Origin of the sequence: Providencia alcalifaciens DSM 30120 (genome assembly GCF_000173415.1) — a bacterium.
Lineage (GTDB): Bacteria > Pseudomonadota > Gammaproteobacteria > Enterobacterales > Enterobacteriaceae > Providencia > Providencia alcalifaciens.
Genome location: NZ_ABXW01000051.1, coordinates 22,030 through 45,280, shown reverse-complemented (window position 1 = coordinate 45,280; position 23,251 = coordinate 22,030). Strand labels below are relative to the sequence as shown.

Annotated in this window: 26 protein-coding genes and 1 other annotated feature; of the genes, 12 read left to right on the top strand and 14 right to left on the bottom strand. The window is 41.0% G+C overall.

What is annotated here, in order from left to right:
• Positions 1–11 precede the first annotated feature (11 nt).
• Complete coding sequence (locus PROVALCAL_RS11610) at positions 12–1,028, top strand: RhoGAP domain-containing protein (RefSeq protein ID WP_006659455.1); 1,017 nt, start codon at positions 12–14, stop codon at positions 1,026–1,028.
• Positions 1,029–1,104: 76 nt separating this feature from the next.
• On the opposite strand, the gene ihfA is transcribed toward PROVALCAL_RS11610, so the two are convergent.
• The 12 genes from ihfA to PROVALCAL_RS11555 form a co-directional block, all read right to left on the bottom strand.
• Entirely contained in the window at positions 1,105–1,401 is a 297-nt protein-coding gene (gene ihfA / locus PROVALCAL_RS11605) for an integration host factor subunit alpha (protein WP_006659454.1), read from the bottom strand.
• A 4-nt stretch (positions 1,402–1,405) separates the two neighbouring features.
• The gene (gene pheT, locus PROVALCAL_RS11600) at positions 1,406–3,793 is read right to left on the bottom strand and encodes a phenylalanine--tRNA ligase subunit beta (protein WP_006659453.1); all 2,388 of its coding nucleotides are present in this window, start codon (positions 3,791–3,793) and stop codon (positions 1,406–1,408) included.
• A 14-nt stretch (positions 3,794–3,807) separates the two neighbouring features.
• Complete coding sequence (pheS, locus tag PROVALCAL_RS11595) at positions 3,808–4,791, bottom strand: phenylalanine--tRNA ligase subunit alpha (RefSeq protein ID WP_006659452.1); 984 nt, start codon at positions 4,789–4,791, stop codon at positions 3,808–3,810.
• A 115-nt stretch (positions 4,792–4,906) separates the two neighbouring features.
• Positions 4,907–5,037: a sequence feature (Phe leader region), on the bottom strand.
• Entirely contained in the window at positions 4,987–5,031 is a 45-nt protein-coding gene (gene pheM / locus PROVALCAL_RS19645; RefSeq protein ID WP_126437459.1) for a pheST operon leader peptide PheM, read from the bottom strand. It overlaps the preceding feature by 45 nt.
• A 101-nt stretch (positions 5,038–5,138) precedes the next feature.
• Positions 5,139–5,495 carry a 50S ribosomal protein L20 gene (rplT, locus tag PROVALCAL_RS11590; protein WP_006659451.1) on the bottom strand — a complete coding sequence of 119 codons (357 nt, stop codon included), beginning with the start codon at positions 5,493–5,495 and terminating at the stop codon, positions 5,139–5,141.
• Between the two features lie 45 nt (positions 5,496–5,540).
• The gene (gene rpmI, locus PROVALCAL_RS11585; RefSeq protein ID WP_004263702.1) at positions 5,541–5,738 is read right to left on the bottom strand and encodes a 50S ribosomal protein L35; all 198 of its coding nucleotides are present in this window, start codon (positions 5,736–5,738) and stop codon (positions 5,541–5,543) included.
• Between the two features lie 93 nt (positions 5,739–5,831).
• Complete coding sequence (gene infC, locus PROVALCAL_RS11580) at positions 5,832–6,371, bottom strand: translation initiation factor IF-3 (RefSeq protein ID WP_071524939.1); 540 nt, start codon at positions 6,369–6,371, stop codon at positions 5,832–5,834.
• Between the two features lie 284 nt (positions 6,372–6,655).
• A complete protein-coding gene (infC, locus tag PROVALCAL_RS11575) occupies positions 6,656–7,198 on the bottom strand; it encodes a translation initiation factor IF-3 (RefSeq protein ID WP_071586594.1) in 543 nt (180 codons plus the stop codon).
• A 3-nt stretch (positions 7,199–7,201) separates the two neighbouring features.
• Entirely contained in the window at positions 7,202–9,130 is a 1,929-nt protein-coding gene (gene thrS, locus PROVALCAL_RS11570) for a threonine--tRNA ligase (protein WP_006661972.1), read from the bottom strand.
• Between the two features lie 472 nt (positions 9,131–9,602).
• Positions 9,603–9,965: a hypothetical protein gene (locus PROVALCAL_RS11565; protein ID WP_006659447.1), complete on the bottom strand. Its 363-nt coding sequence runs from the start codon at positions 9,963–9,965 to the stop codon at positions 9,603–9,605.
• Positions 9,966–10,149: 184 nt separating this feature from the next.
• Positions 10,150–10,599, bottom strand: a complete 450-nt coding sequence (locus PROVALCAL_RS11560) for a methyltransferase family protein (RefSeq protein ID WP_006661973.1) — start codon at positions 10,597–10,599, stop codon at positions 10,150–10,152.
• Between the two features lie 103 nt (positions 10,600–10,702).
• Positions 10,703–11,101, bottom strand: coding sequence for a hypothetical protein (locus tag PROVALCAL_RS11555; RefSeq protein WP_036960669.1), 399 nt, complete (start codon positions 11,099–11,101; stop codon positions 10,703–10,705).
• Between the two features lie 537 nt (positions 11,102–11,638).
• Here PROVALCAL_RS11555 and PROVALCAL_RS11550 point away from each other — a divergent pair.
• Complete coding sequence (locus PROVALCAL_RS11550) at positions 11,639–12,343, top strand: MarC family NAAT transporter (RefSeq protein WP_006659444.1); 705 nt, start codon at positions 11,639–11,641, stop codon at positions 12,341–12,343.
• Here the strand turns inward: PROVALCAL_RS11550 and PROVALCAL_RS11545 are convergent.
• Positions 12,337–12,996: a transglycosylase SLT domain-containing protein gene (locus PROVALCAL_RS11545; RefSeq protein ID WP_006661976.1), complete on the bottom strand. Its 660-nt coding sequence runs from the start codon at positions 12,994–12,996 to the stop codon at positions 12,337–12,339. The two genes, PROVALCAL_RS11550 and PROVALCAL_RS11545, sit on opposite strands and share 7 nt — an antisense overlap.
• Positions 12,997–13,367: 371 nt before the next feature.
• On the opposite strand from PROVALCAL_RS11545, the gene PROVALCAL_RS11540 reads away from it, so the two are divergent.
• The 5 genes from PROVALCAL_RS11540 to PROVALCAL_RS11520 all read left to right on the top strand — a co-directional run bounded on the left by PROVALCAL_RS11540 (position 13,368) and on the right by PROVALCAL_RS11520 (position 18,032).
• Positions 13,368–14,279 carry a metal ABC transporter substrate-binding protein gene (locus PROVALCAL_RS11540; RefSeq protein ID WP_006659442.1) on the top strand — a complete coding sequence of 304 codons (912 nt, stop codon included), beginning with the start codon at positions 13,368–13,370 and terminating at the stop codon, positions 14,277–14,279.
• Positions 14,280–15,170, top strand: coding sequence for a manganese/iron ABC transporter ATP-binding protein (locus PROVALCAL_RS11535; RefSeq protein ID WP_006659441.1), 891 nt, complete (start codon positions 14,280–14,282; stop codon positions 15,168–15,170). It abuts the gene before it with no gap.
• Entirely contained in the window at positions 15,167–16,057 is an 891-nt protein-coding gene (locus PROVALCAL_RS11530) for a metal ABC transporter permease (RefSeq protein ID WP_006659440.1), read from the top strand. Before PROVALCAL_RS11535 ends, PROVALCAL_RS11530 begins: the two co-directional genes overlap by 4 nt.
• Positions 16,050–16,916 (top strand): metal ABC transporter permease, encoded by an 867-nt coding sequence (locus PROVALCAL_RS11525; protein WP_006659439.1) that lies wholly within the window; start codon positions 16,050–16,052, stop codon positions 16,914–16,916. Before PROVALCAL_RS11530 ends, PROVALCAL_RS11525 begins: the two co-directional genes overlap by 8 nt.
• 246 nt (positions 16,917–17,162) lie before the next feature.
• Positions 17,163–18,032, top strand: a complete 870-nt coding sequence (locus PROVALCAL_RS11520) for a fructosamine kinase family protein (protein WP_006661979.1) — start codon at positions 17,163–17,165, stop codon at positions 18,030–18,032.
• A gap of 64 nt (positions 18,033–18,096) precedes the next feature.
• On the opposite strand, the gene PROVALCAL_RS11515 is transcribed toward PROVALCAL_RS11520, so the two are convergent.
• A complete protein-coding gene (locus PROVALCAL_RS11515; RefSeq protein ID WP_006659437.1) occupies positions 18,097–18,636 on the bottom strand; it encodes a YniB family protein in 540 nt (179 codons plus the stop codon).
• A 303-nt stretch (positions 18,637–18,939) separates the two neighbouring features.
• Between PROVALCAL_RS11515 and hxpB the strand changes: the two genes are divergently transcribed.
• The 5 genes from hxpB (at position 18,940) to PROVALCAL_RS11485 (ending at position 23,119) form a co-directional block, all read left to right on the top strand.
• Positions 18,940–19,605, top strand: coding sequence for a hexitol phosphatase HxpB (gene hxpB, locus PROVALCAL_RS11510; RefSeq protein ID WP_006661981.1), 666 nt, complete (start codon positions 18,940–18,942; stop codon positions 19,603–19,605).
• Between the two features lie 191 nt (positions 19,606–19,796).
• Positions 19,797–20,387, top strand: a complete 591-nt coding sequence (locus PROVALCAL_RS11505; RefSeq protein ID WP_006659435.1) for a metal-dependent hydrolase — start codon at positions 19,797–19,799, stop codon at positions 20,385–20,387.
• A gap of 166 nt (positions 20,388–20,553) precedes the next feature.
• Positions 20,554–21,945: an L-cystine transporter gene (locus PROVALCAL_RS11500; protein WP_006659434.1), complete on the top strand. Its 1,392-nt coding sequence runs from the start codon at positions 20,554–20,556 to the stop codon at positions 21,943–21,945.
• Positions 21,946–22,196: 251 nt separating this feature from the next.
• Entirely contained in the window at positions 22,197–22,586 is a 390-nt protein-coding gene (locus PROVALCAL_RS11490; RefSeq protein ID WP_006659433.1) for a YkgJ family cysteine cluster protein, read from the top strand.
• A 212-nt stretch (positions 22,587–22,798) separates the two neighbouring features.
• Positions 22,799–23,119, top strand: coding sequence for a hypothetical protein (locus PROVALCAL_RS11485; protein ID WP_006659431.1), 321 nt, complete (start codon positions 22,799–22,801; stop codon positions 23,117–23,119).
• The last annotated feature ends 132 nt before the right edge of the window (positions 23,120–23,251 follow it).

The window sequence follows — 23,251 nt, the reverse complement described above, 5'->3', positions numbered from 1 at the left end:
AAGGAAACTATATGATAACTAATAATATAGAACCACGTCGACACCTTGGTCTGGCATCTTTGGATCTGCAGCCAGCTCAGTCCATAAAGTCAGTATACAATTCGGAGAATAAAGGTTTTTTAGCTGCCATAAAAAAAGCCGTAAATAGCTGCAAAAGTTTCTTTGGTTTAACCGCTAATCATAAATATACTCCGATAATAGAGATGGATCATTCCGCTAAAAATGTTAGCTTGAAACCTTTAGAAGATAAGCAACCTGCTGCAAAATACTTAAATGCAGAACAACTTGAGTCAATGGGACAACGTGTTGATCTACAACATCGTGCTAAGACCATTGAAAAACAAAACACACAAGCTATCAATGAATATGTTGGTATGTCTTATCAAGAAAAATTGGAGTATCAACAACTAAATGAAATTGGTACAGCGATTTTATCTCACCTTGATTACCCAAAAGAAGTTGGGGTATTTCGTACCGGAGGGACAGATTCTCAAGCCCGGTTAATCCTAGAGCATTTAAATAAAGGTCTTCCCCTTAACCATAAATTTATTACTGAGAACAACGTTACAATTAGAGATTTAACCACAGCCTATAAAAAACTCACCTCAAGTTTATTACCGCAAACGAGCAGCGAAACACTAGCGTTATCTACACGTTTCACAAACTTTGCAGACTCGCAAAAAAACAAATTAGAAGTAGAAGGATCCCTTAAAACTGCCCCACAGCTAGATAGTAAAACCAATGCTATTTTACGTAATGCAGATCAACGTATTGCGAATACACTGCCTCAGTTAAAACAACAGCCACTTTCATTACAAATTGCTATCCCATTATTTACTGAAATTGCGAAAAACTCTGATAGTAATCAGATGACGGCTGGAAAATTAGCGATTTCTTTTGCTCCGAGTTTAGATAGAACTAATTTCTCTAACATCAAAGTGACTAATGCAAAAGAGATGAAAGCGCTGACACAGCCCCCAATAGATTACGTTACCGCACTCATTGAACGTGAATTGAACAGACATTGATAATTATATTACTCTTCTAAAAACAAAAGACCGCCTAGGCGGTCTTTTTTATTACTCTGCTATTCAGAGAATAGGATTACTCTTTTGGGGTTGCTCTTTCCACACGGCTTTTTAATTTTTGGCCAGGGCGGAAGGTGACAACACGGCGAGCAGTAATTGGAATATCTTCCCCAGTTTTAGGGTTACGACCGGGACGTTGATTTTTATCACGTAAATCAAAGTTACCGAATCCAGATAATTTAACTTGCTCACCATTTTCTAAGGAAAGGCGAACCTCTTCAAAGAAAGTTTCAACAAGGTCTTTCGCATCACGTTTGCTAACACCTAGCTTTTCAAACAAATTTTCTGACATTTCAGCTTTAGTAAGCGCCATAAGTTTAGTCCCTCAAGGAGGCTTGGAATCGCTGTTTTAACGCAGCAACACACAGATCAACGGTCGCGGTAATCTCTTCTTCTTCCATGGTACGCTGGGTATCTTGGAAGACGAGACTGATAGCGAGGCTCTTATAACCTTCTGCTATCCCCTCACCACAATACACATCAAATAAGTTTATGCCAACTATATGATTTATGCCAACTTTTTTACATTCTGCTAAAACTTCGGCAGCTGCTACATTTTCTGGCACAACCACAGCAATGTCACGACGGTTCGACGGATAACGCGAAATCGCTTTCGCTTCTGGAATAACACGCTGTGCGATTGCATCAGTACGAACTTCAAACACGACTGTTCTACCATTTAAATCGAGTTTACGTTCTAACTCTGGGTGAACAACACCAATAAAACCAATATGTTCATTTTCCAGATAAATCCCAGCACTTTGCCCAGGATGTAATGCTGGATGAGCTTCAGATTTAAATGTAATTTGATTTAGTTTTCCAGTCAATTCAAAAACAGCTTCAAGATCACCTTTTAAATCAAAGAAGTCAACAACTTGTTTATCTAATGACCAATGTTCATCAAATTTATTGCCCGTGATCACACCTGCCAGCATGTTTTCCTGACGGATCCCATATTCTGCTTGATTATCAGGTGTAAAGCGCAGACCAGTCTCAAATAAACGAATTCTATTTTGTTGACGATTTTGATTATAGACCACCGTTCCTAATAAACCAGTCAACAACGACAAACGCATAGCAGACATGTCGGCTGAAATTGGATTTGGCAGGCTCAGCACCTCTTCTTGAGGGTGTAACAAGCTTTGAACTTTAGGATCAACAAAGCTATACGTAATCGCTTCTTGATAACCACGGTCAACCAGCATCGCTTTAATGCGTTTCAGCGGTAAATCCGCTTCTTTATGATCCGTCATGATCAAATCAGCACGCAAAGGAACGTCAGGAATATTGTTATACCCATATACGCGAGCGACTTCTTCCACTAAATCTTCTTCGATTTGCATATCGAAGCGCCAGCTTGGAGCAACAACATCCCAACAATCGGCGGAAACTTGCACTTGGCAACCTAAACGCTTCAAAATATCAGTGACGATATCATCCGCAATCACGTGACCAATTAAACGATCTAATTTTTTACGAGTCAGTTTAATATTTGCCGCTTTTGGTAAATGTGCTTCACTAGAAACATCAATGATTTCACCAACTTCACCGCCACAAATTTCCACGATCAACGCAGTTGCGCGCTCCATTGCTTTAAATTGCAGCTGTGAGTCAACACCGCGTTCAAAACGATGGGATGCATCGGTGTGCAAACCATAATTACGTGCACGACCGGTAATCGCCAGTGGTTCGAAGAATGCGCACTCTAATAAAATATTTTTAGTTTCGGCGTTAACACCAGAATGCTCACCACCAAAGATACCCGCGATGCCCAGAGCTTGAGACTCATCGGCAATCACCAGAGTATCCGATTTCAAAGTAGCTTCAGTTCCATCTAGCAGAACCAGCTTCTCTTCATCTTTTGCCATACGGACAATGATAGAACCGTTTAAACGGTCTAAGTCGTAAGCATGTTGTGGTTGACCTAATTCCAGCAGAACATAGTTTGTAATATCCACAACTGCATCAATAGAACGAACACCGCCACGACGTAACTTTTCTTTCATCCACATTGGTGTCGGCGCGCTAACATCGATATTCTTGATAACACGACCTAAGAAACGTGGGCATGCCGCAGGTGCTTCAACACGGATAGGGAAAGTCTCTTTAATGGTGCTAGCAACCGAAGTGATCGCAGGTTCAACTAAATCTAATTTGTTGATCACGGCAACATCACGTGCCACACCTAAAATACTTAAACAGTCAGCACGGTTTGGAGTAATACTGATTTCAATTGCATGATCATCTAATTTTAGATACTCACGAATATCAGTACCAATAGCAGCATCTTGTGGCAATTCAATAATACCGCTGTGATCATCAGAAATACCCAGCTCAGAATAAGAGCACAGCATTCCTTCAGATGGCTCGCCACGTAATTTGGCTGCTTTAATTTTGAAATCGCCTGGCAATACCGCACCGACCGTTGCAACAGCAACACGTAAGCCTTGACGGCAATTTGGTGCACCACAAACGATATCTAATAAACGATCGCCACCTACGTTGACTTTGGTGACACGAAGTTTGTCGGCATTAGGATGCTGTCCGCATTCAACAACTTCCCCGACAACTACACCGTGAAATTGCCCTGCGACAGTTTCAACACCATCAACTTCCAGACCAGCCATCGTGATTTGGTCTGATAATTCTTCACTACTTACCGCCGGGTTCACCCATTCGCGTAACCATAGTTCACTGAATTTCATGAGATAGACCCGCCTTATTTAAACTGTTTGAGGAAACGAAGATCGTTTTCGAAAAATGCACGAAGGTCAGAAACGCCATAACGCAACATGGTTAAACGCTCCATTCCCATACCAAATGCAAATCCGGAGTAGACTTCAGGGTCAATACCAACATTGCGTAATACATTTGGATGCACCATACCGCAACCTAATACTTCCAACCATTTACCATTTTTACCCATCACGTCAACTTCAGCTGAAGGCTCTGTAAATGGGAAATAAGATGGACGGAAACGCACTTGAACCTCTTCTTCAAAGAAGTTGTTCAGGAAGTCATGAAGTGTGCCTTTTAAATTGGTAAAGCTAATGTCTTTATCAACAATCAGACCTTCAGTTTGATGGAACATTGGGGTATGAGTCTGGTCGTAGTCATTACGATAAACACGACCAGGTGCAATAATACGGATTGGTGGTTGCTGACCATTCATGGTACGAATTTGCACGCCTGACGTTTGAGTACGTAATAGACGTTTTGCATCAAACCAAAAAGTATCGTGGTCTGCACGCGCAGGGTGATGAGCAGGAATGTTTAGTGCATCAAAGTTATGATAGTCATCTTCGATTTCGGGTCCGGTCTCAACAGAGAAACCTAACTCACCAAAAAACTCTTCAATTCGCTGAATGGTACGAGTTACTGGGTGTAACCCGCCATTTTCCATACGGCGCCCTGGTAATGAAACGTCAATTTTTTCTGATGACAAGCGTGCATTCAGAATATCCGCTTGCATTGCATCTTTACGGGCGTTCAGTGCATCTTGAACTTGGACCTTAGCTTCATTAATCACAGCCCCTGCTGCTGGGCGTTCGTCCGCAGGCAGATCACGCAACGTTTTCATCTGGAGTGTGAAGTGGCCGCTTTTGCCTAAAAATTCAACACGCACTGACTCTAACGTCGCAACATCTTGTGCCTGTTCAATGGCTGCTTTTGCCTGTGCAACCAATTCAGCGAGATGTGGCATTGTTTCCCCTTTATGACCACTCGGTCTTTTGCTAGTTATTCACTAAATTTCACAAATCATATTTAATGAGATATGAATACTTGACTGATTTTACTGTATTTTCTGTTAAACCAAAAACAAAAAAGCCTCCTGACGGAGGCTTTAGCGTAACTTTTCGTTTCTATTCTACTCGCTATACGCAAAAGCCCCCGAGATTCAGGTGCTAAAGTAAAAAAAGAAACGAAAAATAACGTTGTTCATTAAAAGAGTCTCAATAAAAACAGGCTTAAAGTATTAACACAAGCTAATTTTTAATACAAACAATATAAATGAAAAGAGGAAGTTTCCTTCCTCTTTTCAAGCAAACATTAAGCTAAAGCGCCTTTTGCTTTTTCAACTAAAGCAGTGAATGCTGCTTTATCGAAAACTGCGATGTCTGCTAAGATCTTACGGTCGATTTCAATTGAAGCTTTTTTCAAGCCATTGATGAAACGGCTGTAAGACAGACCGTTCTGACGAGCCGCAGCGTTAATACGCGCGATCCACAGTTGACGGAACTGACGTTTACGTTGACGGCGGTCACGGTAAGCGTATTGACCAGCTTTGATTACCGCTTGAAATGCTACGCGGTAAACACGAGAACGTGCACCATAGTAACCTTTCGCCTGCTTCATGATTTTTTTGTGACGTGCACGGGCGATTACACCACGTTTTGCGCGAGCCATAGCTATCTCCTATCGTCTTTATTCTTAATTAACTAAAATGTTTACTTATGCGTAAGGCAGGCAAGCAACTACCAGACCCAGATCGCCCTTAGATACCATACCTTTCGGACGTAAATGGCGTTTACGCTTAGTAGACTTTTTAGTCAGAATGTGACGAAGGTTTGCATGCTTGCGCTTAAAGCCACCGCCTGCAGTTTTTTTAAAGCGCTTTGCTGCGCCACGTACAGTTTTAATCTTTGGCATTTCTGTTATTTCCAACTTCGCATTGTGATTAACTACGAATTAATTAGGCGAATAATATTCACATTACTGTAAGATTATTACTTGATGGCCTAATTATTTCTTCTTCGGTGCCAGCACCATAATCATCTGACGTCCTTCAATTTTTGAAGGGAATGACTCCACTGACGCCAGCTCTTCCAAATCAGACTTAATGCGGTTAAGCACTTCCATACCGATTTGTTGGTGAGCCATTTCACGACCACGAAAACGTAGCGTTACTTTAGCCTTGTCACCATCTTCTAGAAAGCGTATCAGGTTGCGTAGTTTGACCTGATAATCACCTTCATCTGTACCAGGGCGGAATTTAATTTCCTTCACCTGAACAACTTTTTGTTTCTTTTTCTGTTCTTTTTGAGATTTGCTCTTCTCATAAAGGAATTTGCCGTAATCCATGATACGACAAACTGGCGGTTCAGCATTTGGGCTAATTTCAACGAGGTCAACGCCCGCTTCTTCAGCTTTTTCAAGCGCTTCACGTGCGCTCATAATGCCTAACTGTTCGCCGTCTAAACCGGTTAAACGGACTTCAGGAACACGGATTTCATCATTAATACGATTTGGTCGTGTTGATGGGATTCTTTTTCCGCCTTTAATACTTCATTCCTCCAACTGGATAAAGAGATTTGCTACATTCTCTAAAGCAAGCGTTCCGGTAATGTTTTCAAGAACTTTTCACCAAAACGCGATATTCTTTTTGGGCTTTAACTCGAACAATGCGAGATTTTACAAAGCGATTCGACCGCGGATTTTACTGCTTATTGTGAGATTACTCAAGCAGATATTGAAATTTTTCGCTGTAAGTCATGTTAATGAGAGGATAGCTTCATAAAAAAACGCGAGTGAGAGGCTATCCCCCACTCGCGTTCTTACATGACAACTTATTTATTTTTCTTCGGTGACATGACCATAATCATTTGTCGACCTTCAATACGTGAAGGGAATGATTCAACAATAGCCAGTTCTTCCAAATCAGCTTTAATGCGGTTAAGCATTTCCATACCGATTTGCTGGTGTGCCATTTCACGACCACGAAAACGTAGTGTGATTTTCGCTTTATCACCATCTTCTAAGAAACGAATGAGGCTACGCAATTTAACTTGGTAGTCTCCTTCATCAGTTCCCGGACGGAATTTAATTTCCTTCACTTGAACGACTTTTTGTTTCTTTTTCTGCTCTTTTTGAGACTTGCTCTTCTCATAAAGATACTTGCCGTAATCCATGATACGACAAACTGGTGGCTCTGCATTTGGGCTGATTTCAACTAAATCAACACCAGCTTCTTCCGCTTTAGCGAGTGCGTCACGCACACTCATCACACCGAGTTGTTCACCGTCAATGCCAGTAACACGGATTTCAGTTGCACGGATCTCGTCGTTAATACGATTCGGACGTGCTGTTGGGAGTTTTTTTCCGCCTTTAATACCTTATTCCTCCATCTGATTGAGCTGACGACTGCGAATTTCTTCCAGTAGTTTAGTCGTGAATTCGTTAACATCAAGGCTGCCTAAATCTTTACCACGACGGGTACGAACAGACACTTTACCTGATTCAACTTCTTTCTCACCACAAACCAACATGTAAGGAACACGACGCAGGGTGTGTTCGCGGATCTTAAAGCCGATTTTCTCGTTGCGTAAGTCCGCTTTCGCACGAATGCCAACACTTTGCAGTTTGCTTACTAATTCTTGAACATAGTCTGCTTGACTATCTGTAATGTTCATCACCACAACTTGTTGTGGCGCTAACCATGTTGGGAAAAAGCCCGCATATTCTTCTGTTAAAATACCGATGAAGCGCTCTAATGAACCTAGAACGGCACGGTGGATCATAACAGGCGTAATGCGTTCATTATTTTCGCCTACATATGAAGCATTTAGACGACCTGGTAAGAAGAAGTCTAATTGTACGGTACCGCATTGCCATGCACGGTCAAGACAGTCATACAGTGTAAATTCGATTTTTGGACCATAGAATGCGCCTTCGCCTGGTTGGTATTCGAATTCAATACCTTTAGACTTCAGAGCATTCGCTAAATCCGCTTCTGCTGTATCCCACATATCGTCAGTACCGATACGTTTTTCAGGACGAGTAGACAGTTTTACAACGATCTTTTCAAAACCGAAAGTGCTGTAAACGTCATAAATCATTTCGATACAGCTTGTCACTTCACCCAGAATTTGATCTTCGGTACAGAAAATATGCGCATCATCTTGAGTAAAGCCACGTACACGCATTAAACCATGCAGCGCACCAGATGGTTCATTACGATGGCAACTACCAAACTCTGCCATACGCAGTGGTAAATCACGGTAAGATTTTAACCCTTGGTTAAAGATCTGTACGTGACCTGGGCAGTTCATTGGTTTTACACAATATTCACGGTTTTCAGATGACGTTGTGAACATCGCATCTTTGTAGTTTTCCCAGTGACCTGTTCTTTCCCACAGTACGCGGTCCATCATGAATGGGCCTTTAACTTCTTGGTAGTTATAGGATTTTAGTTTGGTACGTACAAAAGTTTCCAGCTCACGGAAAATTGTCCAACCATCATTGTGCCAGAACGCCATACCCGGCGCTTCTTCCTGCATATGATATAAATCTAATTGCTTACCAATTTTACGGTGGTCACGTTTTGCCGCTTCTTCTAAGCGCAGCAGATAAGCAGCTAACTGCTTTTTGTCTGCCCATGCCGTGCCGTAAATACGTTGCAGCATTTTATTGTCGCTGTTTCCACGCCAGTATGCCCCTGCAACTTTTTGTAATTTAAAGTGATGGCAGAAACGCATATTAGGTACGTGCGGACCACGACACATATCAATGTATTCTTGGTGGTGATATAAGCCTGGGCGGTCATCTTGGCTAATGTTTTGATCCAAGATTTCAACTTTATAATCTTCGCCACGGCTTACAAATGTTTCACGAGCTTCGGCCCAAGAAACACGTTTTTTAACCACATCATAATCTGTTTTGGCAAGCTCAAGCATACGCTTTTCTAGCTTGTCCAAATCTTCCTGGGTCAGCGTATAGTCAAGGTCAATATCATAATAGAAACCGTTGTCGATAACTGGACCGATTGCCATTTTGGTATTTGGCCACAATTGTTTAATTGCATGACCTAATAAGTGAGCACAAGAGTGACGAATGATCTCTAGACCTTCATCATCTTTACTCGTGATAATTGACAAGTTCGCATCGTGCTCGATCAGTTCACAAGCATCCACCAGCTCACCATTAACACGACCAGCAATACACGCTTTTGCAAGACCTGCACCGATATCGCGAGCCACATCCATGACAGAAACGGCATGGTCGAATTGACGCTGACTTCCATCAGGAAGAGTAATAACAGGCATTAAAAAATCCTTATCAGCAGTGGTGACCCACACGAAAGATCACTTGCTTGATTATTCCAAAGTTTATAAATCAATACGTTACTTACGATTTCTCACTTCACTATGCGAGATAGGCACACCGTTATGTACACATCATATAAGCCATTATGGATATAATTGATGACACAATTATGCACATCGCTAGCAACTCAACTCGTAATCATAACACAGACATATTTTATGGCGATAGCCAGTTGTTGATTATTATATCACTAAAATCACTGCGAATTTGGGTGACCAAACATCACATGATGAAGCGTTCGATAATGCACGGTTTAAGCGTGTTGAGAACAGAAATACGTGAATAAGCTCGATGAAATCGACGCAGTTGAACAACGGCGCATAATGTGGGTCGCAAATTTCAATATTCGGTAGAAAGACAACAAAAAGGCTATCCGTTCATCAAGAGCGATAGCCTTAAACAAATGAAGGATTACCAACAACCGCGGTGATTACCACGTCCCCCCCACCCTCCATTACGGTAAGGTCGGTTGTATTGTTTGTCTTCTTCATTTCTGATTTTTAGTGATAGGTCATCAAGTTCTTTTACCAGTGCTTTCACTTTGGCATCATCATCACTAGCACCAGCATCATACAGTTTGTTCAATTCAACACGCTTATCATCAAAATCCTTCACTAGCTTAGTAAGCTCGTTATTCTGACGATAATTATTCTGGCTGTAATTATTTTGATATCGATGATCATAATTTCCATTGCAGTAAGGGCATGCTGCTGCAGATGCGGAATACAATAATATCGAAGAGACAATAGCGCCTAATAACACTTTTTTATTCACGGCAATAACCTCACAAGTTTATGGGTTATACCAGTTTATATACACCGTGGAATAAACGCCTTGAAATATGTCAAAATAATCAACTAAAGTTAAATATCATGAACCAGATCACTAAAAAAACCAAAATCAAAAGGTAAAAATACTTATAAATAATTAAATTTCAATATATTACACCAAAGAACTATCACAACCAGCGACGAGTTTGCTGAGCATAAGACTGCCACTCATCTTTAAAGTGAGCCGACAAAAATTTCTCTTCTTCTGGAATGGTGTACAAATCCGTTATTAGCCAAAAGACCAAACCTGAAACCAAAAAATAAGGTGAATGTGAAAATAACGCCAAGCTTAAGCTCATTGAAGTAAAAGCAAGGTATAGCGGATTACGTGACAATCGATAAGGACCGCGAGTAATTAATGAAGAAGCTGGCGCCAGCGGATTAGGCGATGTTTTTTGCTGAAGAAAATAATATAAACTCGCGCCAATCCACCCGAAAGCCTCGAGAGCAACCAGAATACCAATAATTCCCATCCATCCAGAAAAGCTCCAATAAAAGCCTTCTTTGAGGTGTAGATAATAAGCAGCAAATCCGTTCAGTACTAACCAGTTAACAAATGGGAGTTTAAAAATGCGCATCACATATCCTAGATTGATATTCATATAACAAGCATATCATGGATAAAATGCTAAAAATTAGCGGTAACTATCAATAATGTTGTTCGGGTAAATACCTGCTCTTTTATGAACGGTACCCTAAAGAGAATACACTTTTTAATCCTTCAAGATTGGCATATTCTTGTTGGCATACTGAATTGCGCACATCACTAGGTAAATTATTTAATCTAGCTTGAATATTTGCAATTTGATCTTCTAATCCGTTCATTCCTTTCACTTCAACAACATCTGCATTTGCTTGCAAATAGTCTGCAAAACTCCTTAAATTATTTTCTAAACTTTCGCATGCATTATTAGCCAATCCGTTTTGAACCATAAAAGCGCTAACAGAGTCAGGTAATAATTGAGAAATCGATGGGAAAATAGATTGTTTCCATGTTTGAGGAAACAGAATCAATACTGCAGCAATAGCCAAAACAAGCAGCATCGATGAAGTGACTAATGGTGATAGTAACCGTCTCATTGGCTATCCTAATATTCTATTTAACATGAAAATTAGAATACACAATAAACCGTAAAGCAGTTTTTAAAATAAAAAAGAGTTTGTAAAGAATATTCCAATTATATTTCCAATAAATAGGATTATCATCTAACAATAATCTTTTAACGAATTTACATAACCTGTCAGTAAAACACATTGTACTGTATATACTCGATAACAAATGAACATAAACCCCCTCTAGCAAAATGCCCTTGACCTTTTTATCTCACATAAAAAGGTTTTTTTTTGCCCAAAATATTGAATATTTTTAATCCAGTCACGTAATCCTTTGTTATTCATTAACTAATTATACTTATTCACATCTGAATAGGGATGTTATCCACAGTTAATGTGAACAACTTTATTGTCCTCTGAGTAAAAACATTACGTGATCCCACGTAAATAACGCTTTAGCCTTAAATTTTTAAATGAATATTCTTTAGACCTCACAAATTTGTAACAATCTTTGTTATAGTCCCAAGGAAGCAATTCTAGATTAATTGGAGGGCAGTTTTCGACATGCAAGATATTTTACAACTGTTTCAAGCTGTTGGTCTTGGGTTAGTGTTACTCCTTCCACTGGCTAACCCGCTGACTGCCATTGCTGTCATGCTAAGTATTTCATCCAATATGACCAAAGAGCAGCGAGATCATCAGTCACGACTTGCTGCAATCTATGTTTTTATTATCATGCTCGTCGCTTTTTATGCTGGTCAATTAGTCATGAATACCTTTGGAATTTCAATTCCAGGGTTACGTATTGCTGGAGGGTTGATCGTTGTCTTTATTGGTTTTGGAATGTTGTTTCCCAACTCAGAAAATAGTGAAGATACCAACAATACCCCTGCTGATGATTTAAGTGTTCCCAAAAAACGTCAAGGTAATCAAAATATTGCCTTCGTTCCTCTGGCAATGCCAAGCACCGCAGGACCCGGTACTATCGCCATTATTATTAGCTCAACCGCATCTTTGCAAGGAGATATTGGCTTTGCACCTTGGGTGATCATCGTTGCCCCGATTATTGTCTTTCTTATTACCAGTATGATTGTTTGGATTGGACTACGTGGTGCAACGTCAATTATGAAATGGCTAGGAAATAGCGGAATTGATGCGATAGGACGTGTAATGGGCTTTCTATTAATTTGTATGGGAGTGCAATTTGTTATCAACGGTATCGTTGAAATCATCGCGCAGCTCCCACACTTATTGGCTGAATATCAGTAATTCACCGCTAATGCGTTATACGCATTTTTGACTTTCCACAAATAACGTGGCGCTTGTGGTGCGGGGTGTTTAGATTGAACATGCTGATAAAATTCTTCTGGGGATAAGTTATTGATCATTGCAATCGCTTTTGACTTATCATTATCAAATGTTCGTAATAATGCCCCTGCGCCATTGACGTAAGCCACAACGGTTGCATAGTACATCGTTTGAGGATGGCTAATGCCCGCCAAGTGCTGCTCTTTGAGGATACGAATATAAGCGGTGCCAATATCAATATTTTTACGCGGATCTTTTAAATCGCTAGAACTTGGTTCGCCCGCTCGCCCCTGAAAACGGTATGCATCGCGTCCTGCCGTAGATGCTTTAATTTGCATCAAACCAATCGCATTCGATTTGCTCACGACTTCTGGTCGGAAGTTAGATTCTACTTCAATAATCGCTCTGATCAGCGTTTCATCCACACTATAACGACTAGCAGATTCACGAATAAATTCATCATAAGGCGTTCGCGGATAGCTAGTATTGGCTGCCGTATTTGGCATTTGATTACGATTATCTAGCATTCTTGTTCTGTTCGCGGTTTTATTGGGATCACTTGAACAACCTGCCAATAGCAAAAGGACAAGCGCACTGCCGACCATTTTTTTCACTGTTGTATCCTCTGCAAATTAAAACACCAAAAGAATAGCTAATCTTTAGAAAAATAATACATTTTTTACTTAACTTTTACTTCTGGACGTGTTTTAGTCATGTTAAATAATGATGTGAATTATCAACTCATAAACAACATAAATATCACTTTTGACTTTTACGGGCATTTTTTATAATTGATATTGATAATCATTATCAATTGAGATATAAATATTATTCGCTAGAAAGACCATACACATTATAGCGTTAATACCCTTAATGTGAAAATGAAGGCTTATTCGAATCCCGTAATGCACTGAGTTAATTAAACAGGTGCTTTGTGAAAACATTTAGCCAATTAGTACAAGTGACCCAACGTTAGGACTTATTTATGAAAACATTTTTATTCCGATTATCTACGCCTTTGCGGACAGCACTCATCGCGCTTGCGGCTATTCTATTTGTCAGCCAACCCGCTTTAGCCAAGAAGTTTAAAGTGGTCACAACCTTTACTATTATACAAGACATTGCTCAAAATGTAGCCGGTGATGCCGCAATTGTCGAATCCATTACTAAACCTGGTGCAGAAATTCACGGTTACCAGCCGACGCCTAAAGATATTATGAAAGCCTATGATGCCGATCTTATCTTATGGAATGGAATGAATTTGGAAGTTTGGTTCCAACGTTTTTTTGAAAATCTTAAAGATGTCCCTGCGGTTGTGGTCACTGAAGGTATTGAACCAATGCCAATTCGTGAAGGGGAATATAAAGATAACCCAAACCCTCACGCATGGATGTCCCCTGCAAACGCACAGATTTATATCGAAAACATTCGTAAAGCATTCGTGAAATACGATCCCGCAAACGCAGAAACCTACAATGCGAATGCCAAAAAATATTCTCAAGAAATTGCAGCACTTGATGCACCACTACGTGAACGTTTAAACCGTATTCCTGAAGATAAACGTTGGTTAGTCACGAGTGAAGGCGCATTTAGCTACCTAACCAAAGACTATGGTTTCAAAGAAGTCTACTTGTGGCCAATTAATGCTGAAGAGCAAGGGTCACCAATGCAAGTTAAAAAAGTCATTGATACTGTTCGTGAACACAATATTCCAGTTGTTTTCAGTGAAAGTACCATTTCAGATAAACCGGCTCTGCAAGTCAGTAAAGAAACAGGTGCAAAATACGGTGGCGTACTCTACGTTGACTCCCTGTCAACCGCCGAAGGTCCTGTACCAACTTACATTGACCTGTTGAACACGACCGTTGATACCATTGCAAAAGGATTTTCACAGTAAATGAGCCATACAAATCAGTTCGAGCATCCAACGCTAGTTGTTGATGATGCAACAGTTACCTATAACAACGGTCATACTGCAATTTATGATGCTAGTTTTAATATTCATGGTGGTTCCATTTGCGCACTTGTTGGCGTGAATGGGAGTGGTAAGTCCACCCTGTTCAAAACCATTATGGGGTTAGTCACCCCATCTTCGGGTAGTGTGACCCTGAATAATCAACCCATTAAAGCGGCATTAAAAGAAAATATCATTGCTTACGTCCCCCAAACCGAAGAAGTCGACTGGAATTTCCCTGTCCTCGTGTCTGATGTCGTGATGATGGGGCGATATGGCAAGATGGGGTTCTTTAGAATCCCTAAAAAGGAAGATAAAGATGCCGTTAAAATGGCATTAGAGCGCGTAGATCTAGCAGGTTTAGAAAATCGCCAAATTGGTGAGCTCTCTGGCGGGCAAAAAAAACGCGTATTTTTAGCCCGTGCGCTTGCCCAGCAAGGTAAAGTGTTATTACTCGATGAACCATTTACTGGTGTCGATGTAAAAACAGAAAACGCTATTATCGATTTGCTGCGTAGTCTGCGTGATGAAGGGCATTTAATTTTAGTTTCTACCCATAACTTGGGAAGCGTGCCTGAATTTTGTGACCATGTGATCTTAATTAACCGTACCGTGCTTGCCAGTGGTCCCACAGAAACGACCTTTACTCAACGCAATTTACAGCAAGCGTTTGGTGGTGTGCTGCGACACATTAACTTATCCGGTCAAGAGCTTCACGATGATGATGACCCTCGCTCTGTCACTGTTATTACGGATGACGAGCGCGCAGCTGTCTTCTATGGTCACGATCATGATGCACCGGTTAGAAAAAATCAGCCTAAGGAATCCGAATGATCGCGTTGTTACTGCAACCATTTGAGTACAACTTTATGGTTAAGGCAATTTGGGTCAGTGCCATCGTTGGTGCGGTGTGCGCTTTCTTATCGGCTTATTTGATGCTCAAAGGTTGGTCATTGATGGGAGATGCCCTCTCCCATTCCGTCGTACCCGGTGTAGCTGGCGCTTATGCACTAGGATTACCTTATGCCGCTGGCGCCTTTTTTACAGGGATCCTCGCGGCACTTGCGATGACGTTTGTTAAGCATCTCACTCGATTACGGGAAGATGCCGTTATTGGGTTTATATTTTCCACGTTCTTTGCCGCAGGGTTATTAATCGTTTCCTTGAATCCAACATCGGTCAATGTGCAAAGTATTATCTTCGGTAATATTTTGGGTATTGCGGACGCCGACGTGCTTCAAGTCGAAATCATCATCGCAATTTCATTTGTTGTTCTGATGTGTCTATGGAAAGATTTACTCGCAGTATTCTTTGATGAAAGCCATGCTCGTTCTATTGGTTTAAACCCACTACGCTTAAAAATTATTTTCTTCACCTTATTAAGTGCATGTACTGTTGCTGCTCTGCAAACGGTGGGGGCGATTCTCGTTATCGCGATGGTAGTCACTCCAGGTGCTACGGCTTATTTGCTCACAGACAAGTTTAAAACTTTGCTGATTATCTCAGTCTCTATTGGTACTGCAACAAGTGCGATTGGCGCTTACCTCAGCTACTTTTTAAACGGTGCAACAGGTGGGCTGATTGTGACATTCCAGACCGTCATTTTCCTACTGGCATTCTTCTTTGCACCCAAACATGGACTGATCGCCTCTCGCCGTAAAGCGCGTATCGAAGTGGCGGGCCTGCATCAAAGCAAACAACAAGGAGCCACCCATGAATGATTTTATGGACTTACTCATGGCGCCTTTCGCATTTCCATTTATGCAAAAAGCCTTAATCACCGCGATTGTTACGGGTACTGTCTGCGCTATTTTATCCTGTTTTTTAGTGCTAAAAGGCTGGTCATTAATGGGTGACGCCATTTCCCATGCCGTGTTGCCTGGCATTATTATCGCGTCATTAATCGGTATCCCTCTGGCTATTGGGGCTTTTGTCTCTGGGTTATTCTGTGCTATCGCAACGGGTTACTTAAAAGAAAATAGCCGAATAAAAGAAGACACCGTCATGGGTATTGTTTTCTCTGGTATGTTTGCCATCGGCTTAGTAATGTTCGCAAAAATCGATACGGAGCAGCATCTCACACACATTTTATTCGGGGATATTTTAGGGATCACCGATGATGAGTTTAAGCAAATTTTGCTGTTTGCTGGGATAACCATTGCCATTATCTTACTCAAACGTAAAGACTTTATGCTTTACTGCTTCGACCCAAATCAAGCGCGAGTCATTGGGCTTCCTGTCAAATGGCTGCATTATGGCTTGCTCTCATTACTCGCCTTAACCATCGTGGCATCATTACAAGCTGTCGGGATCATTCTGGTGATTGCCATGCTGATTTCACCGGGAATTATCGCCTTTGTTCTATGTCGAAGTTTTGGTTGGATGTTAGTGATAGCGATTATCGCCTCCGTCACATCCAGTGTGCTGGGCACCATTGTCAGTTTTCATATCAATGCGACGACAGGTCCGACTATCGTGGTGATCCAAGCCGGTTATTTTGTTATCGCCTTAATCTACAGCAAGCTCGTCCTAGCCCGTCGAAAATCACGTATCACTCGCCAAGATTTGCATACGGCATAACCACAAAAAGCTGAATCGGGGTCTCACCTATTCAGCTTTTTACTCTACCTTATAGATTCCATATCAAAGAAACAGCCCTGTACACTCTCCTTCCCCGTAAGAATAGGCACTCATCCAATTTTTGATAAAAATCAGCCACAACCATTTTCTTGATATGGCGTAATTTTTAAACAATGATCACTGTTAATTCCTAAATTGTCGCTATAGTATGGTATGAGTGAAGACCAAATCACAGTGAGGTGGATCATGTGGCAAGCGATGAATCGTTTATTAATTGAACACTTTGGTGAAGCAGAGCTGCACAATAAAGTGATTCTTTCTGGTGGAGATATTCATAACACCTTAAGAATCGATTATGGTGAGCATACTGTGTTCGTGAAACAAAATCGCCGTGAGTTTCTCCCCCTCTTTAAACAAGAGGCAGAACAACTCGAAATGCTAGCGAAAAGCCAGACTGTGACCGTGCCGAAAGTCTACGGTTTAGGCAGTAATAAGCATAATAGCTTTCTTCTCCTCGAATATTTCCCATTAAAACATTTTGATAACACCAATGCGTGGCATTTTGGACAACAATTGGCTCGACTGCATCAATGGGAAGAGCAACCAAGTTATGGTTTTGATTTTGATACTATGCTCAGTACGACTGTTCAGCCAAATGGATGGGAAAAGCGTTGGAATGCATTCTTTGCAGAAAAACGTATTGGTCTTCAATTACAAATAGCGTCCGAAAAAGGCATGGTTTTTGGTGATATTCAAAAACTGGTTGATATTGTTAAACACCGTTTGTCCGGGCATCAGCCTCAACCTTCTTTATTACACGGTGATTTGTGGCCAGCAAACTGTGCCATCACCAACCAAATAGATGGCGTACTTTACGACCCCGCATGTTATTGGGGTGATCGGGAATGCGATATCGCCATGTTGCCATTGTATAAAGAAATTCCGATTCAAATTATTGATGGCTACCAAAGCGTTTGGCCGCTACCCGCAAGTTTCTTAGATAGGCAACCAATCTATCAACTCTATTTCTTACTCAATCAAGCCAATATGTTTGGCAATGAGCAAAGCTATCTGCATGCCCGCAATATTATTGATAATTTACTCGCAGATGAATAATCTAAACTCAGTGATGCGCTGCACGGGAATAAACCTGACGCAGCGCAGGATTATGATGGGAGAATTACCAATTCAGGAGCTTTAATGCAAAATAGATTGCAATCCCTAAGACTATCGGCCAGAAATACATCAAAAAGAACTGTTTAAAAATAGTGTGTCGGGGAATGGTCACTTTAGATTCTAACTCTTCTTTTGTGACCTCACTGCCTTTAGCATTCTCTAGAATAACATGATCTTCAATGCTTTCACGAATAAACTTAATTTGACGATACATGCGTAAGCCTGATGCGCTTAGCGCTAATCCCACAAAGATAAAAATAAAAATAACAAAAAATCCGATACAGCTACCAGAAAAACCTTGGCTTACTTCAGGAACTGGCGAATTATTCCAAAATACATTTAAAAATGGTGTGCTTTGTCGAGCCATTTCTGCCATCAATTTAACAAAATCATTAGCAACCGCATTGATCCCTTCACCTTGAATTCCTTTCAGAGCAGCGAGTTTAATTAATGATGCTAACGTAGAAATTAATGCTACAAAAAATACGACCCAGCCCAAAATACGTTTGCCAATCGCAAGAGAATTTGCCTTATGGTAATTCATTACAACTATTCCTCAGAGTTTTTTTCTACGCTAATCATAGCCGATAATATTTGCTGGCTCCAAATTTCTATAAAAAAATGATAGTTAAAAATTGAGTTTCGGATTATTCAAAAATTTAATTGCATTCATATCACCCGTTAAATTCAAATTTTCAATAAAATCATGTGATAGCATATATATCTCTATAACCGAAAGTCATGGCTTGTTAGAATAGTTTTAGACACAAAATTGACTGTGATTAAAATGCAGCGACAGCCCCCATACCCTATTTTCAAATGGGTATCTAAATGAATGGAGTTTGCTATGTATCATAAATTACCTATCCAATCTGTTATCTTTGATATGGATGGTTTGCTGATTGACTCGGAACCTTTCTGGGAACAGGGAGAAGATGAAGTATTTGCAGAGTTAGGGGTTGATTTATCCATCAAGCACACGCTTCCAGATACCCTCGGTTTGCGTATCGACCACGTTGTTGAACTTTGGTATAACGCATCCCCTTGGCAAGGCTGCAGTTTAGAAGAGGCAAAACAGCGTATTATTGACCGAGTCATTGGCTTAGTCGAAGAGAAACGCCCATTGTTGCCCGGTGTCCAACATGCATTAGAGTTATGCCGTTCAATGGATTTAAAAATTGCGTTAGCATCAGCATCTCCGGATTATATGTTGGAGAAGGTACTGAATTTATTTGATATTCGCCATTATTTTTCTGCGGTTGTTTCCGCAGCAAAATTGCCTTTAAGCAAACCTCATCCTGAAGTTTATTTAAAAGCCGCAGCAGAATTATCGACAAAGCCTATTCACTGCGTTTCATTGGAAGACTCTTTTAATGGCATGATTGCAGCAAAAGCCGCAAGAATGCGCTCTATCGTGGTTCCTGATAACAAGCACTTCAATGACCCACGCTGGGGTTTGGCGGATGTCAAACTCGCTTCATTAAATGATTTACGTCCAGAAAATTTACGTTAATCTTAAATAAATTAGTGATGATTTCTTTCCCCTACATTATTTGCGTAGGGGAAATTTTGAAAAGTATAAAAATCTACGGTTATTAGCTAATAAATAAGAGTTTTTTTAACTCTCACCCTCTACCAAATTCCGCTCAAACCCATTATACTGCCCGCCTACTGTATAGATAAACAGATGGTATTTTATCCACCATGACTGCTGAAGGGCACCTGCTTTTTTCTGTCGCCTCACTCATAATGGCTCATAAACTGCAAATTACGCCAGAGTTCGCTCAGGGTGATTGGTTGCATATGGTGCCAGGCGTTTTGCTGGGTGCTTTATTGCCGGATATCGACCATCCATCATCCATTCTTGGGCGACTTTTTCGTATTATTTCGCTTCCCATATCCAAGCTCTGCGGTCATCGAGGCTTTACGCATAGCCTTATTGCATGGCTAATTTTGCTGATTTCCAGCTATCAATGGTTACCCCATTATTGGGATTTACCCCCTGACCTTATCCAAGCGTTTTTACTTGGTTATATGAGCCATTTAATTGCCGATATGCTGACGCCATCCGGTGTCCCATTTTTATGGCCATTACCATTACGTTTCTGTTTTCCCGTTCTACGCGGTAAATCTAGTAAACGCGGAGAACGCTTTATTGCCGTGCTTTTGACCGTCTGTGCGGTGCTTATACCCGCAGGGCATCCAGCTGACTGGTTCCAGCAAATAGAAAGCGCACTAAATTATTTTAATAATCAGATAAATATACACTTACCGACAAAAACATCACTTTTGTAATATACTGTAAGTATAAATCAACCTAAATTATAACTTTTGATTATAAGTAATGACTAACTTCAACTGATATCATATAACCAGTTGTTAGAAGAAACGAAATCCTTATACCTATTAAGGATTAACAACAAGAATCATTATGTAAAATAATTACAATTTGGAGTGCGGAATGAATATTCCCCTGATTATCAATGTGCTCGTTTTCGTAGCACTTTTAATACTGTTAGCAAAACTCGGATCGAATGGTTGGAGCCTATCCAAAAAAGTCTTACTGGGTCTGGTATTCGGTGTTGCTTATGGTGTGGGACTGCACCTGGTGTATGGTTCTGGTCACCAAACGATAAAAGACTCCATTCTTTGGTTTAATATCGTTGGTAATGGTTATGTTCAACTATTACAAATGGTGATTATGCCTCTGGTATTTGCCTCAATTCTGAGTGCAGTAGCTAGACTCCACAAGGCATCTTCTTTAGGGAAAATCAGCTTTTTAACCATTGGCACACTGCTGTTCACAACCGCTATCGCTGCTCTAATCGGTATCTTGATTGCTAACTTGTTCGGCTTAACTGCTGAAGGGCTGGTCCAAGGTCAATCTGAAACTGCACGTTTAGCTGCCATTGAAACAAATTACATTGGTAAAGTATCGGATTTAACCGTTCCGCAATTGATCCTGTCCTTTATCCCGAAAAACCCGTTTGCTGATTTAACAGGTGCAAGCCCAACATCTATTATTAGTGTGGTTATTTTTGCTGCATTCTTAGGAGTAGCGGCACTGCAACTGTTCAAAGATGATAAAGAACGTGGTGAAAAAGCATTAGCGGCTATCGATGTGATGCAGGCTTGGGCAATGAAATTAGTCCGCTTAGTCATGCGCTTAACGCCTTATGGTGTGATGGCACTGATGATCAAAGTGGTCGCAAGCTCGAATTTAGCTGACATCATTAATTTAGGTACCTTTGTGGTCGCATCATACGTGGCATTAGCCATTATGTTTGTGATTCACGGTGTCTTAATTGCGACAACCGGTTTAAATCCGATTAAATTCTTTAAGAAAGCAGGCCCTGTACTGACATTCGCCTTTACTAGCCGTTCGAGTGCTGCAAGTATTCCACTGAATATTGAAACGCAAACTCGCCGGTTTGGTGTACCAGAATCGATCGCCAGCTTCTCTGCGTCTTTCGGTGCAACTATCGGTCAAAACGGTTGTGCAGGTATCTACCCTGCCATGTTAGCGGTTATGGTGGCACCAACAATGGGTATCAATCCATTTGACCCACTGTGGATCGCGACTTTAGTCGGTATTGTGACTATCAGCTCTGCGGGTGTCGCAGGTGTGGGTGGTGGTGCAACGTTTGCTGCACTGATTGTACTGCCAGCGATGGGATTACCTGTTACTTTAGTCGCGTTATTGATTTCAGTTGAGCCATTAATTGATATGGGTCGTACGGCACTGAACGTGAGTGGTTCAATGACTGCAGGTACCGTGACTAGCCAATTAATGGGCGAAACAGACAAATCCATTTTTAACCAAGAAGATGACGGTGATTTGAAACACGTTTAATCGTCCTTATCACCGAATACTCCCTGAAACCTGCCCGTTAAACGGCAGGTTTTTTTATAGTTATAACTCACTGAAATTTTTACTTTATTTTGACCTGATTGCAAATATTGGGCTTTTACTCTAAAAAATATTGCCAATACGTAGAGCTGCGTAACATAATAGCGGCTGAGCAACATTTTCTTAGGCTTCCTGCCTGTGTTGCGTCTCCCGTTTCCTACGGGAACTATCAACTTCATTGTTAGATTTTTTATATGACCAATATTATTCATATACTAAAAACTGATCCTTCAGATAACCCTTGTGTCAACTGTGGTGCTTGTTGCGCCTACTTTCGTGTCTCATTTTATTGGGCTGAAGCGGAAGCTGGCGGGGGCTCTGTACCTAAGCATTTGACAGAGCAAATCACCCCGTTTATGAGCTGCATGCAAGGCACAAACCAAAAACCAAATACCCGTTGTACGGCACTAACGGGTAACGTAGGTGAATGTGTGTCATGTTCCATCTATGAGCAGCGTCCGACTCCATGCCGAGAGTTCGAACAATCATGGCATAACGGCATACATAATGAGGCCTGCGATCGTGCTCGTGCAGCCTATGGTTTACCCCCTCTTGAGCCTCAGCAACCACAAATTGCGTGCTAACCCCGTCAATGACCCAGAGATGTTCTGGGTTATCTTTATTCTTCTTTCGCTGTCATTCTTTTCATAAAATAACGGCATTATTTTCCATAAAATGTGTAAAGAAAGGATAAAACATGCAGGAAATATGGAGCTTTAGTCAAAGCAGGTAAAAGCCATTGCGAGCGAAACCTAATTGATGAATTATCCTCTCATCACGTAATGAGGAGATAGAAATGAACAAATTAAACCAAGGTTTACTCGCTGCTATTTTAATGTCTGCTGGCTTTGCCGCTGCTGCAGCCAATGTTGATATGAATAAATCACCACGCCATCACGGTGGTAATCACCATAATATGGTGTATAGCGTGACAGAGCAAACCACTAAACCAAACGAAACCCTCAAAAAACTGGCGAACGATACACCTAAAATTGAAGATGGCAAACGTTACATGGTGAAGATGTCTGTCGTGGAAGTGCCAGAGTTCAAGCCTGCACAGCCGATGCCGATGCCGATGCCGATGCCAGTACCGGCTACAGCACCCGCAGCAAAGTGACAAATGAATTACCCTAAACCATAGGCTGTGCCTGTTACACTGATAATGCCAATCATTTGGCATTGTTATTTAAAAATCAGTATCTTACTTGCACACAATAACGTTTAGGTATATCCCTAATTTTGCCCCTAA

Coding starts and splice junctions, on each gene's coding strand:
- PROVALCAL_RS11485 (WP_006659431.1), top strand. CDS start 22,799: ATGAACAAATTAAACCAAGGTTTACTCGCTGCTATTTTAATGTCTGCT.
- pheS (WP_006659452.1), bottom strand. CDS start 4,791: ATGCCACATCTCGCTGAATTGGTTGCACAGGCAAAAGCAGCCATTGAA.
- rpmI (WP_004263702.1), bottom strand. CDS start 5,738: ATGCCAAAGATTAAAACTGTACGTGGCGCAGCAAAGCGCTTTAAAAAA.
- pheT (WP_006659453.1), bottom strand. CDS start 3,793: ATGAAATTCAGTGAACTATGGTTACGCGAATGGGTGAACCCGGCGGTA.
- PROVALCAL_RS11490 (WP_006659433.1), top strand. CDS start 22,197: ATGACCAATATTATTCATATACTAAAAACTGATCCTTCAGATAACCCT.
- hxpB (WP_006661981.1), top strand. CDS start 18,940: ATGTATCATAAATTACCTATCCAATCTGTTATCTTTGATATGGATGGT.
- PROVALCAL_RS11515 (WP_006659437.1), bottom strand. CDS start 18,636: ATGAATTACCATAAGGCAAATTCTCTTGCGATTGGCAAACGTATTTTG.
- PROVALCAL_RS11520 (WP_006661979.1), top strand. CDS start 17,163: ATGTGGCAAGCGATGAATCGTTTATTAATTGAACACTTTGGTGAAGCA.
- PROVALCAL_RS11610 (WP_006659455.1), top strand. CDS start 12: ATGATAACTAATAATATAGAACCACGTCGACACCTTGGTCTGGCATCT.
- PROVALCAL_RS11530 (WP_006659440.1), top strand. CDS start 15,167: ATGATCGCGTTGTTACTGCAACCATTTGAGTACAACTTTATGGTTAAG.
- PROVALCAL_RS11535 (WP_006659441.1), top strand. CDS start 14,280: ATGAGCCATACAAATCAGTTCGAGCATCCAACGCTAGTTGTTGATGAT.
- PROVALCAL_RS11505 (WP_006659435.1), top strand. CDS start 19,797: ATGACTGCTGAAGGGCACCTGCTTTTTTCTGTCGCCTCACTCATAATG.
- PROVALCAL_RS11555 (WP_036960669.1), bottom strand. CDS start 11,101: ATGAGACGGTTACTATCACCATTAGTCACTTCATCGATGCTGCTTGTT.
- rplT (WP_006659451.1), bottom strand. CDS start 5,495: ATGGCTCGCGCAAAACGTGGTGTAATCGCCCGTGCACGTCACAAAAAA.
- PROVALCAL_RS11500 (WP_006659434.1), top strand. CDS start 20,554: ATGAATATTCCCCTGATTATCAATGTGCTCGTTTTCGTAGCACTTTTA.
- PROVALCAL_RS11560 (WP_006661973.1), bottom strand. CDS start 10,599: ATGCGCATTTTTAAACTCCCATTTGTTAACTGGTTAGTACTGAACGGA.
- ihfA (WP_006659454.1), bottom strand. CDS start 1,401: ATGGCGCTTACTAAAGCTGAAATGTCAGAAAATTTGTTTGAAAAGCTA.
- PROVALCAL_RS11550 (WP_006659444.1), top strand. CDS start 11,639: ATGCAAGATATTTTACAACTGTTTCAAGCTGTTGGTCTTGGGTTAGTG.
- PROVALCAL_RS11525 (WP_006659439.1), top strand. CDS start 16,050: ATGAATGATTTTATGGACTTACTCATGGCGCCTTTCGCATTTCCATTT.
- PROVALCAL_RS11540 (WP_006659442.1), top strand. CDS start 13,368: ATGAAAACATTTTTATTCCGATTATCTACGCCTTTGCGGACAGCACTC.
- thrS (WP_006661972.1), bottom strand. CDS start 9,130: ATGCCTGTTATTACTCTTCCTGATGGAAGTCAGCGTCAATTCGACCAT.